General features: G+C 47.5%; 11 protein-coding genes. 1 reads left to right on the top strand and 10 read right to left on the bottom strand.

The annotated features are described in order from the left end of the window. Positions 1-11 precede the first annotated feature (11 nt). From FSB84_RS25420 to FSB84_RS25380, 9 genes are all read right to left on the bottom strand, one after another. Positions 12-1,616, bottom strand: coding sequence for a SusD/RagB family nutrient-binding outer membrane lipoprotein (locus FSB84_RS25420; RefSeq protein ID WP_130540648.1), 1,605 nt, complete (start codon positions 1,614-1,616; stop codon positions 12-14). 25 nt (positions 1,617-1,641) lie between these two features. After that, positions 1,642-4,737, bottom strand: a complete 3,096-nt coding sequence (locus FSB84_RS25415) for a SusC/RagA family TonB-linked outer membrane protein (RefSeq protein WP_130540647.1) — start codon at positions 4,735-4,737, stop codon at positions 1,642-1,644. A 44-nt stretch (positions 4,738-4,781) separates the two neighbouring features. Next, positions 4,782-5,531: a DeoR/GlpR family DNA-binding transcription regulator gene (locus tag FSB84_RS25410; protein ID WP_130540646.1), complete on the bottom strand. Its 750-nt coding sequence runs from the start codon at positions 5,529-5,531 to the stop codon at positions 4,782-4,784. A 178-nt stretch (positions 5,532-5,709) separates the two neighbouring features. Then, positions 5,710-6,168: a hypothetical protein gene (locus FSB84_RS25405; protein WP_130540645.1), complete on the bottom strand. Its 459-nt coding sequence runs from the start codon at positions 6,166-6,168 to the stop codon at positions 5,710-5,712. Positions 6,169-6,266: 98 nt separating this feature from the next. Further along, positions 6,267-6,869: a hypothetical protein gene (locus FSB84_RS25400; RefSeq protein WP_147122363.1), complete on the bottom strand. Its 603-nt coding sequence runs from the start codon at positions 6,867-6,869 to the stop codon at positions 6,267-6,269. 59 nt (positions 6,870-6,928) lie between these two features. Further along, entirely contained in the window at positions 6,929-8,257 is a 1,329-nt protein-coding gene (locus FSB84_RS25395) for an OstA-like protein (RefSeq protein WP_158644115.1), read from the bottom strand. Between the two features lie 4 nt (positions 8,258-8,261). Beyond that, positions 8,262-9,254, bottom strand: coding sequence for an MlaD family protein (locus tag FSB84_RS25390; protein ID WP_130540643.1), 993 nt, complete (start codon positions 9,252-9,254; stop codon positions 8,262-8,264). A 100-nt stretch (positions 9,255-9,354) separates the two neighbouring features. Continuing rightward, complete coding sequence (locus FSB84_RS25385; protein ID WP_130540642.1) at positions 9,355-10,239, bottom strand: N-acetylmuramoyl-L-alanine amidase family protein; 885 nt, start codon at positions 10,237-10,239, stop codon at positions 9,355-9,357. A gap of 31 nt (positions 10,240-10,270) precedes the next feature. Beyond that, on the bottom strand, positions 10,271-11,302 hold the full coding sequence (locus tag FSB84_RS25380; protein WP_130540641.1) for an N-acetylmuramoyl-L-alanine amidase family protein: 1,032 nt from the start codon (positions 11,300-11,302) through the stop codon (positions 10,271-10,273). A gap of 141 nt (positions 11,303-11,443) precedes the next feature. Here FSB84_RS25380 and FSB84_RS25375 point away from each other — a divergent pair, with 141 nt between their 5' ends. Beyond that, positions 11,444-14,065: a putative LPS assembly protein LptD gene (locus tag FSB84_RS25375; protein WP_225979888.1), complete on the top strand. Its 2,622-nt coding sequence runs from the start codon at positions 11,444-11,446 to the stop codon at positions 14,063-14,065. Positions 14,066-14,434: 369 nt separating this feature from the next. On the opposite strand, the gene FSB84_RS25370 is transcribed toward FSB84_RS25375, so the two are convergent. After that, positions 14,435-15,184, bottom strand: coding sequence for a lysophospholipid acyltransferase family protein (locus FSB84_RS25370; RefSeq protein ID WP_130540639.1), 750 nt, complete (start codon positions 15,182-15,184; stop codon positions 14,435-14,437). Between the last annotated feature and the right edge of the window lie 19 nt (positions 15,185-15,203).

The raw sequence follows: 15,203 nt of genomic DNA, 5'->3' as shown, positions 1-15,203 counted from the left end.
GTTAGTTTGGGTTACTGGTCGGGTGTCATTGCCCATGTTGGAAGGGTATTGTAGTTAGGATCTGTTCCTTTCCATTTGGCCAGTTCAGTTTTGTTCCATACATATTCGGAATTGTAGCGTGGCCTGTAGCGGTAGCAGAGTTTACCCAGGTTGCTGGCATACAGGTCTTCAGGCTGATAGAAATAAAGATTCTTGAATACGGCTGTATCGTAATCGTATTTGCGGAGGTCGTTGAATGTTTCCATGCCGGCCCAGCCCCATTGTGAAATGTATTTCTGGGTCATGATATCGGAGAGTTTCAGTTCTCCGCCGTTCTGCGCCACTTCAGTACTGTTCATATAAGCATCGATCTCAGTCTGGCTGATCTTTGGATCCACAGGTGAACCGTAAAGATTTACGAACTGCATGTGACCATTGATGCCATTTTTGTAAGCATCGTGTGCGAGGCCGGGTTCGTTCTTGATGAACAGGGCTTCGGCTTTTGCAAACTGGAGTTGTGAATAAGAAAGGATCGGGTAGCGGCTGGCGGCGTAGTAGAGATATTTGCCGGTATAGGTAGATTGTCCTGACGGAATATAACCCCAAACAAGTGGCACTCTTTTATTCGCCGTTACGTCTCCCATGGTGGGCACAATCGCTTTGTAGATGCCGTCAAGCGGATCTGCAGCGATCATCCTTCTTAATCTTGGATCAGTAGATCCTGTGGGGTTGGGAGTGGGGGTTCCCCTCACTCCTCCGGTAAGCATGCTGAGGATCGGTTGACTGATCCTTCCTGTATAGGTTTGGGTAGCGGTAGAAGTGATGTTCACCAGGTTGGTGGCTGCGCTGGGTGAAAAAACATTGGCGTCATTCGAATTGGTATTGCCAGCCAGGATAGTAGCATCCTCCTGCGCTCCGATGAATGAGAGGTCTACATATTTTATCACACTGTCGGCATACTGGGATGCGAAGTTGGCTTTCTTTACGAGGTGGCTGTATTGCTGAGCCAGTATGGCATACACGAACTTTTTCCATTTATCGCGGTCACCCTTGTAAATGATATCTGCGGTAGACAATGCATTGGAGTAATCCATCCAGTCAGTTCTGGAGAAGCAAGCCAGGGAAGAGTCCGTCCATTCACGAACACGCGCATACACATCCGGTTGATCCTGGTAATTGAAGAAAAGACGGGTAGTGTCGAAAGCCTGATCCAGAATGATAGGACCATGCAGGTCTGTGGTAAGTTGGAAACCATAAGCCTTGAGCGCATAGCCGATACCTGCAAAGGTCCACTTTCCATTTTCTCTTGCTTCCTTAATGAGGAGTTCAAGATTGGGGCCGCTGGTAATGTACAGCATCCTCCAGATAGCGCCACCGTTGTCGAGCGTGGGTTCGTAACCGTGAGCCTCCCAGTTATTGTCTGCATTTGCACTGCTCCAATTCTGAATAGTCTTGAACAGGAAGCGGTAATCATTGGCGGTAGTAGCCGATATCTGCCACTGAATGGGAGAAAGCAACATTTCTGCCTTTGCAATTTGCGGGTTCGACGGATCGGTATTGATATCGAGCCATTTCTTACAACTGCCTGCTGTAAGCAGAACGGCTGCAGATAGTATGATGAGATGTATTCTTTTCATAACAAAGTACTTTAAAACTGAGGAATTAGAGTTTTACGCGCATTCCGAAATTCACGCCCAGCGGTCTGCCCATATTGCCAAAGTCAATACCATAACCTCCAAGGCCACCCGTAGATGGGTTTGTACCATTGCTGTCAGGGTCCATTCCGGAATAGTTGGTGATCAGTAATACATCCGTTGCGGTCACAAACAGGCTGAGATCTTTTACCCACTTAACTTTTGTAAGTGATTTTTGCGGGAAATAATAACTCAGGGTAATATCCCTTACACGGAACGCATCGATATCTTTTTCTACAAAATTCTCCGGTGAAATGCCATTGGTTGTGGAAGTATAGAAGCCGGTATTGTTGTATGGCGTTACTACGATCGTATTCTGCGTTGGCGTTTTAGAGTTCTCGAGCCCATCTTTCAGTACACCTTTGATGATACGGGGTGTTTCCCTGTCGAGGGTTTTCATACTCAGGCCGGTTGTATAAAGCGTATATTGGGTAGCGTTATATACATCGCCACCTTTTCTCAGATCGAAGAGGAATGACAATGACCAGGATTTGTAAGTGAATTTATTCACCAGCCCTACCAGGAAATCAGGAGATCTGTCGCCAATAGGATAGAACACGCCATCATTGGTCAGCAGAGGCAGGCCATTGGTAGGACTGATCAGCAGATCACCTCTTTCATTGCGCTGATTCACCCAGCCTCCGATAGCACCAGTACTGGCGCCGGGATACACTGAACCACGTACACCGTCCTGCAACCAGGTATCGGAGTTATAGTATTCAGGCAACTCTTCTGCTACTGCAATCACTTTGCCCCTGTTGCGTGTAAAGTTCACAGTGACATCCCACGACAGATCTTTCCTTTTCAATGGAGTACCTGTGAGTTGAACTTCGATGCCTCTGTTCCTTACTTCACCTCCATTCAGGGCCTTGATGATGAAACCTGTTCCATAGCTCAACCTTGGGGAAATGATCTGGTTCTCGGAGAGCATATTGTACCAGGTGAAATCAATACCCAGACGGTTTTTGAGGAATTGCAGTTCAAATCCGGTTTCGAAATTCTTTGAGAACTCTACTTTAAGCTTGTCGTTTCCGCCTTTGGCCGGATCCAGCGCAAAGCCGCCATTCGTTCCGGAAGAAGGAAGCAGCGCAGTCTTGGTGATATAGGCGGTCCTCGGCTCCTTACCGGTGTAGGCATAAGAAGCTCTCAGCTTACCGAAGGAAAGCCATCCCAGGTCTTTGACGGCCGACAGCTCACTGAAGTTGAAGGCGAAGCTCGCGGCGGGATAGTAGAAATAAGGTGTATTAGGCATTAACCTGGAAGATGCATCCATGCGACCCGTAAGCGTCAGATACAATAAGGACTCATATCCCAATACCGCTTGTGCAAACACTCCCAAACCCCTGTATCGCATCAGTGTTGTTTTGGTACGCTGGGTTGTGGGCGTAGTATTGTTCATACTGTAAAAGTTCGGATCATACATTTTTTCACCGAACTGTGCTGTAGTGGTAGTATTGTAATCGTTGAAATTGGCACCAACGATATATGAGTTGTTGAATTTGCCGAAATTATGAGTGGCAGTGGCAGTCAGGGCTCCGTTCAGGATCCTTCCCTGGATCTGGTAAGCCTCAATGCGGCCACCTGTTGGGGTTCCGGCGCTACCGGAGCCTTTGTATGATTGTCCGTGATACACCATCATACCGCTGGTGGTAGATACGTCTGCGCCGAAAGTACCGTTAATGGTCAGCCATTTTACCGGCTTCAAAGTAACAGTGGAATTTGCCAGCAAACGATTCACTCTTTCATCCTGCGGGTTCTTGTATACATCCCAGAACGGGTTATCGGTTTCGCCGAAAATAGTGCTGGTGTTGAGCACCCTGTTACCAAAATTATCTACCCAATTGTTGATGTCATAGATGGAAGGGAATGTAAGCAGGCCCATCAGGTAACCTCTGTCTCCTTTGTTCGCTTTCTTATTATATGAATTGATATAATTGAAAGAAGTTGTTACAGAAAGGAGGGGGCTGATAGTGGCAGTTGCAGACAAACGGGAGGAAAATCTCCTGTACAAAGTATTGGGAATGGTACCTGTATTATCTGAATATTCATTAGCCCAGCGATAGCTCAAACCAGCACTGCCGCCTTCCAGCGCCAGGTTGTGTTTCTGACTGAAACTGGTCTGGAAGAATTGATCCACATTATCGAAGCGTTTCACATTGTCTGCATATTTGGGGCCCCAGTAGCTGCGGGTGCTTCCACTATATATGCCGTTGCTGACTCCCTGGCTGTATACATTCTGTACTTCAGGAAAGTTCATTTGTTTTTCCAGCCTGAAAGCATTGTTATAAGTGATGGAACCGAATCCTGCCTTTGCTTTTTTGGTAGTGATCACGATAGCGCCCGATGCGCCGAGATTTCCATACAATGCAGTGGCTTCAGGGCCTTTGAGGATCGTATAGGTTTCAATATCAGCAGGGTTGATATCGATCGCACGATTGGAATAATCCTGGTCGCGGTTATTACGGTTGCCCACGAGATTGGCGCCGGACATGATCGAGTTGTCGATGGGTAAACCATCTATCACGATCAATGGAGAGTTGTCTCCATCCAGCGAAACGATACCTCGCAGCACGATCTGCGAAGAGGCGCCGGGGTTACCTGAGGTCTGGTTTACCATCAATCCGGGCACCCTGCCTGCGAGACCGTTGATAAAGCTTTCACGCTGCGTTTGCGTTACTTCATCACCTGATACTACCGGAGTGGAGTAGCCGAGACTTTTCTTCTGACGGGAGATACCGTGTGCTGTTACGATCACTTCTCCCATGTGTTTGTCTGAAGAAACCAGATTTACATTTACCACACCACTGCTCCCCACAGTTACTTTTTGTGGAGTGAAGCCAACATAGGTAAATAACAAAACCTGCCCGGAGCGTGCAGCTATCTGATAATTACCATTGGGGTTGGTGAGTGTTGATTTCTGAGTGGTTTGGTTTGTAACCGTAACACCCGGTAGTGGAGCGTTATTTGCGTCAGTTACGGTACCCTTGATGGTACCTTCCTGGGCAAAAAGGGAACTGAATGGCAATACGAGTAGCATTACCACCAGCCGGAGTTTTTTTCTCATAGCGAGTTAGTTTGTCGTTAATGTATCAGCAATATGTATGGAACCTAAAGTACTTCTATGCCTGCGTCTTTGTATGGTTTAAGCAGAGGATCGTCGGGTGGTAACTCAGTGATCAGCGTGTGGATCCTGCTGATGTCGTCAATATGAATCGGCTGCAGAGAATTGATCTTCTCGGCAATGGTTAGGCAAACTACCTTCTGTGCCGATTCAATCATCGCCTTCTTCAAAGTGACCACATCCCAGTCGTTATCTGTAATTCCGTTCTTAATGTCGATTGCATTGATGCCGAGGAAACAGAGGTCAGCACGGATCCTTTTGATCTGGGCTATCGCTTCTGCGCCTACCGTGATCTTGGAGTTCTTGTTCACTTTATCTCCAATCAGGATCACTTCGATGGAAGGATGATGCATATATTCCAGCACTACGGGAATACTACCGGAAATGAAAGTGGCTTTCAGCTGTGGAGGCAGCGCTCTGGCCAGTTCAATAATGGTGGTGCCACCGGTAGTCAACACAAACATGCCATCCTCGATCAGCGATGCCGCTTTCTGGGCAATGATCTTCTTGTTATCGAGAGAATAAACGTTGTTGGAAGGATAGTAAACCTGGCTGAAGCTATGGGAAAGCGCTCCGCCATGTACTTTTATGATCTTGCCTTCGTCCGCCAGTTCCTGCAAGTCTCTGCGGATTGTATCTTCAGATACACTGATCTCCTGGCTCAATGACGATGAGAGCACCTTGTTATGGAGATTAACCTGATGTAAAATGTACGCCTGTCTTTCTTTCTTGAGCATAGCGTTAGATGGTTACCAAGTAAAATAAAGTAAATTCCTGCATAAAACCGCATCAAATGTTAAAATTATTGGCAAAATCGGCATTATTTTTTTTGCATCCGCAAGTAATTGCAGGTATTTTCGGGAATGGGCCGTCTTTTTGCCGGTACGATTGCAGTTTGTTGCAGATTGAAGGTACTTATTTTAAGGTAAACCGCACAGTGATGGCAAAAGCATCGGGAACAAAGTTGATATCGGGGATGAGATCGAGCTCGGGTTTCCAGTCTGCGGAAATATTGATCGGAGCTTTCGGGAATGTATACTCGATACCGAGAATACCGGTTGGACCAAGATAGGTTTCTTTGTCCTGCCATCCTGCAAAGAAACCGGCGCCATAGAACCATCGCAATCCGGGTGTTGAGAAATTCTGATGCAGTTCAAGCAATGCACCCAGTCCGAAACGTGATCCGAAGGAAACCATTCCTTCTACCGCGCTCTTGTTTGTTACATTGTACTTGCCGGAGATAGAGTTATTGAGTGTGGGAGTGGAGTTGCTCAGGCGAAGACCGATCCCAAACCGGTAGTCCTGTGCTTTTGCATGCTGGCTGCTGATCACAAAAGCTCCCGCCAGGAGCAGGGTTACAATGATCCTTTGCATATTTTCAGTTTATATGGGAAAAACGAAAATGATGCCAGTGTGCAGATATACACCCTGTTAAAGTTGATGCAAAGGAAAGTGAAAAAAATGTGAAGCGCTTAGTTACCGAAGAGCTCAAATTTTGTTTTGGGCCTGCGTGCTTCGCGCCATTTGAAATTACGCAGGAATTTTTCCTGCTCGGAAGCCTGGCTAACAGGCAGCATCACACCTTTCGGTTCACTGATCACTACCACTTTGTCAAGCTCCTTGTTCAGGAAACGCAGATCGATGATATCCCCGTTCACATTGTTAACGCCCACCAGCGCACTGTCTTCATCCTTCACCCAATACACACTCTCTGCATTGCCTTTGGCGCGCATGTAATCGAGGGTTCCATCGATGAACATACCGGTGAGGCGGTTGCCCTTTAGCTGGTTGTACATATCGATACCGGTCTTGTTCACGGCCAGTGCATTTTCCCACACAAAAAGTTTGTCGGCTTTCTTGTTTTTCGTGTACAGGAAAATAGTGTCGCCGGTCAATTGGTTGTCTCCGGACCAAACGATGGGATCTGTAAAGAGACGGAATATGGAATCCTTGCCGGAATAGAAAAGACTATCTGAAACAGCCTGCAGTGAATCGGAGAAGATCCGCACATTATGGTATGCCTGGAAATAGCGGTCGGTGCTGTCGTTGGCATTGGTGGTATCGTTGATCACCACGGGGTTTGCTGGTTTCTTTGTTGGCGGTTTGGTAACGGCAACTTCTTTTGTCGGTGCTGTTACGGAAGGAGGGGCTTGGTGGCTTGTGCTGCCAGCGCTGTGTCAGGCGGTGCCTTCACTCCGGTATCTGCTGTTGCAGCAGCCAGGGTGGAATCTGCCATGGCCCGTAATCGCTGCACATGTGTATCCTGATTTGCCGAAGTATCTTTCAGCGGGATCCTTTTTGTTGCACTGTCGGTCACAGCTGCCACGGCACTGTCCATCAGATTGGGAGCAGGTACCAGTACAGAATCCTTTTCTGTATCTTTTCGAACATTGATCTGCGTTAGTGCAGTGGAATCCCTCACAGCTTTTTTACGGGCAGCTTCCAGCTTGAGAAGACTGTCTCTCCGCGCATTCACGGCCGCGATCGAGTCCAGATCATGCTGTAGTTTACTGAGTCTTCCCGAGAACAAAGTATCTGCTGCAATATATATGGAGTCGGATTCCTGCTTTAAGATCATGAGTGGTTGCCGGGTGGCAAAGAATGTTCCTTCTTTTCCGTTTGCCCGTATATAGTTGGCCAGCACGGAAACGCCCTGCGCCGAATCGATATACACGGCATTACCCGTAAGGGTGCTGATACCGGTTTCATCGTTACGGTCGATCTGGTTCGCTACAATGCGGGTGCGCGCCCTCGCGTCTGTGATGATGGGACGACCCGAAAAATATGCCTTCCTGTTCTTTACATCGTATGTGCCTTCCCGTGTGACGATGTTCTTATCTGTAGTATCAGTGATGGTGGTCTTTGTAATAAAGGTGGCGATCTCTGTTTCCGTATTGTACAGGAGCGAGTCAGACCTGAGCGTGGAGCCGGGATCTTTCAGTACTACATCCTTCTTGAAATACACATCCTTCATTTCCCCGTAGTAAGTGCCTTCCTTGCTGGTGAGCACGGTCTTGCCATTTTCTACGCGGCCACCATTATAGTAGTCGCCGATCTTTTCATTGGCGTCATAACGAAGCTCTTCTGTATGGAGTGTGATCTTTCCGTCTGTGAGCTTTACTTTTTTCTTCAGGTTGGCAATTCGTGTGTCGATGTAGTAAAGCAGGTATTGGCTATAGGTATGTACACTGTCTGCATCATTGATATGTACATTGCCGAAGGCTTCCAGTGTTCTGGTCCTTTTATTGAAGATGGCGGAGTCACAGTAAAAAGTAGTGTTGTTCTGTTTTACGATAACATTGCCTACCCAGATATTGAGTTCAGTAACGGAGTCTTTCTTTTCAAAGCGGAATTTTTCGGAATTCAGCCATTCCACCATTTTACCGGTAGTATCGGTGGACTGTGCCAAACCTTTGAAGCAAAAAAGCAGCGTCAATACCAGCAGGGCTGAATATTGCTTCATGTGTTTAGTTGCCTTTATTGGGAACAGAGTCATAGATAGGAGCCTTTATCGGTCCGCTTTTGTCTTTACGTCCAAACACGGAAATGTTCACATAGCGTTTGGGGTGAAGGCGGAAATCATCGAGCAAAGTAGTCAAACTTCTGTTGGTCTCGCGAAGCTCGTCGTACAATTTGCGATCATTTAACAGCAGCCCCATCGTATTATCTTTCTGAGTGGTTTTGCTCACTGCAGAGCTGAGTTTGCTGGTAACAGATTCCAGGTTATCGATGGTCTCTTTGATCTTCGCATTGGCGAGACTGTTAGAAGTCTTTTCCAGGTTGTCTACGGTAGCCGTGATCTTCTCATTGCTTTTGGCGAGATTACCGGTTACAGATTCAACATTGGAGAGGCTTTTTGCCAGCATACCTGTTTGCGCGTCCAGCAGTTTGTTGAGGTTTTGCGTGGAGCGGGTGAGATTGGCGATGATAGAAGCCAGGTTGTTTTTTGTATTGGGATCGAGCAGGCTGTTCAGGTTGTTGACCAGTGTATCGAGCGATTGCAGCGTTTGTGTGGCGCTGGCGAGTGCGGGATCCAGGCTGGCCTGGAGCTTATCGGTCAGTCCTTTGATTGGCCTTGTGCTCAGTGTATCTCCATCGTTGATGAGGGTAGTGGAGTTACCGAGGAATATTTTCATGGTGGTGGAAGATCCCAGCAGGTCTGTGCTTAATGAAGCAACAGAATTGTTGGGGATATTCACTTCCTGGGTGAGGGTAATGCCCACGATGATGCCGGTCATGTTCTTGTCTTTGGCCTCGATAGTGGAAACCTTTCCTACCTGCAATCCATTTACTGTAACAGGGTTGGACACCATCAGTCCTTCAACAGCAGGGAATACAGCGAATAATTTATGCTTGGTGGTATTGAAATCTTTTCCTTTCAGGAAGTTAAATCCAAGGATCAGCACAGCAATGGCGATTGCAGTCAACGATCCAACCTTAGTCTCATTAGAAATTTTCATGCTAGTGAATTTTAGCGCTATATCCTTTCAAATCAGGCAGCAAGATGCGTTTTTTTGATGGCCGCAGCAAAAATAAAACAATTGGAACAACTGCCGGAGCCTATTTGGCATCCATCGAGGATTTGTAACGCTTTACAGCCTGGTAAATATTTTTGGCAATGGCTTCCTGACCTTTGGCGCTTGTCAGGTAGATCTCCTCATTTCTGTTGGAGATGAAACCGGTCTCAACAAGGATACTGGGCATTGCGGTGGCCTGCAGGATCCAGATGCCTTCATTGTTCCGTTGTTTCACTCCGCGACTGCTCCGGCCGCCTTTTACGAATTCCTGTTCCACCATCGTAGCCAGTGTAAGGCTTTTATCGAAGTATTTTTTCGTCCATAACATCGATTTCACCCTGAATTCGGGACTGTCGATATCCGGCGTATATTCTTCATCGGAAGAGATCCGTTCGCCTACGAATTCTCCTTTTGCATCTGTACGGTCCGCGGCCCAGATATAGGTTTCCGTTCCGTGTGCAGGGTTGGGAGTGGAGTAGGTCCTGTATTTGGGAACGATCTTCGTCCGCTTCTTCCTGTTCTTCCCTTTGCCGGTGTAGTAAGTTACTTTTTGAGTACCCACTTTCTTTTTGGTCACTTTGGGCGGGGCTGAATTGGCATGGATGGAAATATAAAGATCACCTTTATGCTTATTGGCCAGTTCCGCCCTGTAACGGTTATCCACATACACATCTGTAGTTCTGGTATATACCACTTTCACACCCGGGATTTGGCTCAGGAGTTTCCCCAGTTTGAGGGCAATGGAAAGACAAATTGCTTTTTCTGTTGAAGTTTTTCCACGCGCACCGATGGCCTTTCCTCCATGACCGGGATCAACGATAATGGTTTTGAAAGAGGGCTTCTGATCTTTTTCAGGAGCCTGCCGGAATGATGTAAGTGCCGTAAATACAACACAAATGGTAAGGCCTTGAAGGATTGTTTTCAACATGCTATACTCATCGGTTTACAGACGGGGAAAATTATTTCAGACTGTCCCTGGTTGGCAGCTGCTGTGCCTGGCTTTCAGCTTCAGCCGGAGCATTCTGCTCGGTGGACTGATGTTGTTTGCTTTCCAGGGAAGCCTTGTATCGTACCAGCGAGGCGAGAATATTGTTCACAATCTCCTCCTGGCCTTTTTCGCTGATGATATATTGTTCTTCTTCTGTATGTGTTACAAATCCCGTTTCGATCAGCACACTGGGCATGCCCGTAGCCTGCAGCACCCAGATACCTTTTTCATTTCTCTGTTTCACGCCGCGGCTTACACGTCCGCCCTTCACAAATTCCTCTTCCACGAATGTGGCCAGCGTGAGACTCTTGGCGAAATATTTCTTCTCATACAACTGTGCACGGATGCGGGCCTCGGGTGAATTCAGGTCCAGGATATTGGTGCTGTCCTCCACATTCTCACCGCCTTCTTCCTGACTTTGGTTGATAGCCTCGCCCTTGAAGCCGCCACGGTCGGCGGCCCATATATAGGTCTCGGTACCATGCTGCCAGTTCTTCACATAGTAACTTTCATATATAGGATCACGAACTGTTTTCTTTTTTCTCTTTTTTCCTTTTCCTACCCAAACAGTCCGGGTCTTATGACCTACCACACGTTTTGCATACCAGCCTCCGGCTTTTACACCGGCAGCATTACAGTGGATGCTCACAAAAAGATCACCCTTTGCTTCATTGGCCATATTGGCCCTGTAACGGAGGCTCTGCTGAATATTGGTGCCGCCACCAGCCAGCACATCTGTGGTGCGGGTGTAGATCACCTTCACGCCGGGCATCTCTTTTTCGATGGCTTTTCCCAGTTTGAGGGAAATACTCAATGCGATTTCCGCTTCGGTGGAATGCTGCCCCAATGCGCCGGGATCCACGCCGCCATGACCCGCATCGATAATAATAGTACTCAGCGCAGGCTTCTGCTGCTGCGGTGTAACGGGGTCATTAACCGTGAATGCGGCCAGGGCAATCAGCGAAACGAGAAGTAACGATACATAATAAACTCTCTTAATCATTACATGTTCAATTTATCAGGAAACGAAACCTTCACAACATCTTAATGCTTTTCTGTTTATTTTTGCTCCCACTGCATTATGACTAACGGACGCAAAAATAGCTTAAAACAGAGTTCAGCATGGATTTTATTCGTATCACTTTTGCTAATAACGTCCAATCTACGCGCGAATTACAATTCAGATTATTATTTTTACAATTCATTAACTGCTTTTCAGGACACATCCAAAGTTCCGAAGAGCGATACCATCCCCCAACGTAAGGACTCGCTCATAACAAAGACGGATACTTTCAGTATCAGGATGTCTAAGGATTCCCTGGATGCTCCCGTGAATTATGCTGCATCCGATTCCATGGTAATGGAGGTGAAAACTAAAAAGATCATCCTCTACAGCAAGGCTTCGGTGAAGCAAAAGGATATGGAACTGACGGCAGACAGCATCGAGCTGGACCAGCCCAGCAATATGGTGATTGCCGTATTCCGCAGGGATTCCACCGGTAAAATGATCGGCAGACCAAAAATGGTGCAGGCAGATACCAAGATGGAGTCTGATCTGATCCGTTACAATTTCAAGACCCAGCGCGGCCTTACCAAATCAACCACCACCGCCCAGGGCGAAATGTTCGTGCACGGAGAAACCATCAAGAAGATCAATGAAACGGATTACTATGCACTCCGTGGACAAATGACAACCTGTAATCTGGACACACCTCACTTCGCCTTTCGAACGAAGAAGATGAAACTCGTGAACAAGAAACTGGCAGTGTCCGGGCCCATTCACCCGGAATTCGAAGGGGTGCCTGTGCCCATTTACCTGCCATTCGGTTTCTTTCCCATCTCACAGGGCCGGCATTCCGGATTGCTCCCGCCACAATTCGCGGCCAGTGAACAGTTCGGTATCGGTCTCGAAGGTCTGGGTTATTATAAGGTACTCAATGATAATTTCGACGTTACCCTCCGCACCAATATCTATTCCTACGGAGGATACAATGTGTATTTATCTCCTACTTACCGTAAGCGTTACCGTTATAACGGAAGCATGAACCTATCGTTCCAGAATACACGAATTCTCAGCAATACGGCCAAGCAGGAGTATACCACTTCACAAACCTTCAATATCAACTGGAGCCATTCGGTAGACAGCAGGGCCAGACCGGGAACATCATTCTCCGCCAATGTGAATGCAGGTTCTACCAAGTACAACCAGTATGTGGCCAATAACCCAACACTCAATTTTCAGAACCAGCTGAGCTCATCTATTTCTTATCAGAAGAACTGGGACAATAAATTCAACCTGACCCTGAGCGCCAACCATAGTCAGAACAACGTATCCACGCTCATCAATATGAGCCTGCCCACGGCTGCGTTCACGGTAAACACTTTTTATCCTTTCCAGCCTAAAGAAATGATAGGCTCACCTAAATGGTACCAGAAACTGGGGATCGGTCTCAATACCAACTTCGCCAACCAGATCAGTGTGTATGAAAGGGATTTCAATGTGAGCAAGATCCTGGATACGATGCAATGGGGCGCACAGCATAATATTCCCATTCAATTGTCATTACCCCCGCTGGGACCCATTCAGATCGCGCCGGGCATCAGCTATTCCGAAAAATGGTATTCCAGAAAGATCGTAAAAGCATTCAATCCAGGAAAGAACAAGGTGGACACGCTCACGGCCCAGAATGGTTTCTTCCAGGCCCGCGATATCTCTTTCAGCGTAGGCATGAATACCGCTTTGTTTGGCAAATTCGACAGGTTCGGAAAGAACAGCAAGTTCGAAGCGATCCGTCACGTGGTGCGTCCCAACATTTCACTGAGCTATAAGCCAGACCTGGCTGCAAAGGATTGGTATGATTTCGTGGTTGACAGTACCGGAAGGACCATTCGGGCATCCCATTACGAAGGAAGCATCTACGGGCCTTTCTCCGAAGGCGTATTCGGTGGTATCGGTTTCGGTATCGATAATAATATCGAAGCCAAGATCCGCAGTAAGAAAGATACGGCCAACGGCGGTATCAAAAAGATCAGGCTGATTGATGGTTTCGGTTTCAACAGTAGTTATAACCTGGTAGCCGATTCTTTCAAACTGGCGCCATTCAGTCTTTATGCGCGCAGCACTCTTTTCGAGAAGATCAATATCACAGCGGGCGCCGTGCTTGACCCTTACCAGGTAGACAGCTCGGGTTATCGTATGGACAAATATATGTGGTCCGGTGGCGGTGGTTTCAAACCCGGCCGTATCACCAGTGGCAGCGTCTCCATCTCCACCACTTTCCAGAGCAAGCCGAAAGACGAGAAAAAAGCCAAGGAACAGGAAGATGCGGAAAAAGACCTGGGCCTGCCACCACTCACCCTGGAAGAACAACAGGCACAACTCGAATACGCAAGACGCAACCCTTCCGAGTTTGCCGATTTCAATATTCCCTGGTCAGTCAATCTTTCATTCTCCTATAATTTCTCACGACAGTTCCGTCCGGATTACAAAGGCTGGGAAACGGTTTCCAATGCCAGTATCAACGTGAACGGAGACTTCAACCTAACGCCCCGATGGAAAATGGGCGCAAGCAGTTACTATGATTTCAAGTCGTCTTCCATTCAGTCGCTAACGCTCTCGCTTAGCCGTGAAATGCACTGTTGGCAAATGTCCATCAACGTTACACCGGTGGGGTTGTACAGGACCTTCAATATCACCATCAATCCGAAGAGCGGATTGCTGAGGGATTTGAAGATCAACAGGACCCGCTTTTTCTACGGACAATAAATGGGGAGGGGGTGTGCTGTAGCAAATTACTTTACGATATTTTTTGGGAGTAGCAAAGGGATAGGTCTTTGCGGGCTGTGAAACGAACCGCGCAGGTTGTAGTTCGATGGACTTTTTGTTGCCTGGATGGGGCTTTGGTACAGGGATGGGCTGTGGAGCTTACGTTTCGAAGGCCCGGCAATGACCTATCCCTTTGCTACAGCACACTGAGAGGGGAGAGGGGGTGAGAGTGCGTCAGTGTTTGTGAATGGGGACAGTGGGTGCAGGATGTTGCAGCAGGCTGTTATGTAGGGGATTGTTTGTAAGTGCTAATGCTTCTGATAATGCTTTTGCTTCTGCGGTTTATTTGTTTACAGTTCCACTATTTTATTATCTGTTCTTGTAGTGTTGCACATAATGGGCTTCCATTACTTTGTGGACGCGGTCGCGGAACTCGGCGGTGGTTTCATTGGGAAGAGGGGACATGGGGGCCAGGAAATCGAAATAGAGACGATGAGGCATCAGGTAGAATGTGGGAGAGCTGGGCAATACTTTGCGGGTATTGAAGATGAGAGCGGGGATGATAGCCTTGCCGGTCTCAATGCTGAGCCTGAAAGCGCCGTCGTGGAAGGCTTTGATGGGTTGTTCAGTTTTGTTACGGGTGCCTTCGGGATAAAGACACATGTGGAGCCCCATCGCTAAAACATTCTTCATTTTTGTATAGCTGCCCTTGCGGCTTTGCTCACTCTTGCGGTCTACCAGTACACTGCCGGTCCGGTAAATGAGACCGAATACAGGGATCTTCTTCATTTCGACCTTCGCAATAGTCTTATTGCCGCCGGGAATGAATGGTGAACTGATAGGCACATCCATGAAAGAATTGTGATTGCAGACCACTACGTAATTCTCGCCTTTTTTGAAATGCTGCCGGCCGGTCACGCGAAGCGGACAACCAATACCGTTAAGGAATACCTGCATCCATACACGAGCCATCTGCAGAAAACGATAGGTTTTCTTTGGGTCCGGAAGGTAATAACAGAATAAAAGAAAGGGGACCATAAAGATCAGCAGTGTTGCTACAAATAACAAAGCGGCCCAGGTGGCCATGATCCTTCCTATGATGGCTTTGAGAATACGCATAAGTAAAAGGGCAAAGATA

The organism is Pseudobacter ginsenosidimutans (genome assembly GCF_007970185.1).
Lineage (GTDB): Bacteria > Bacteroidota > Bacteroidia > Chitinophagales > Chitinophagaceae > Pseudobacter > Pseudobacter ginsenosidimutans.
The sequence above is the reverse complement of the archived record's forward strand: the minus strand, read 5'-3'. Positions and strand labels throughout refer to the sequence as shown.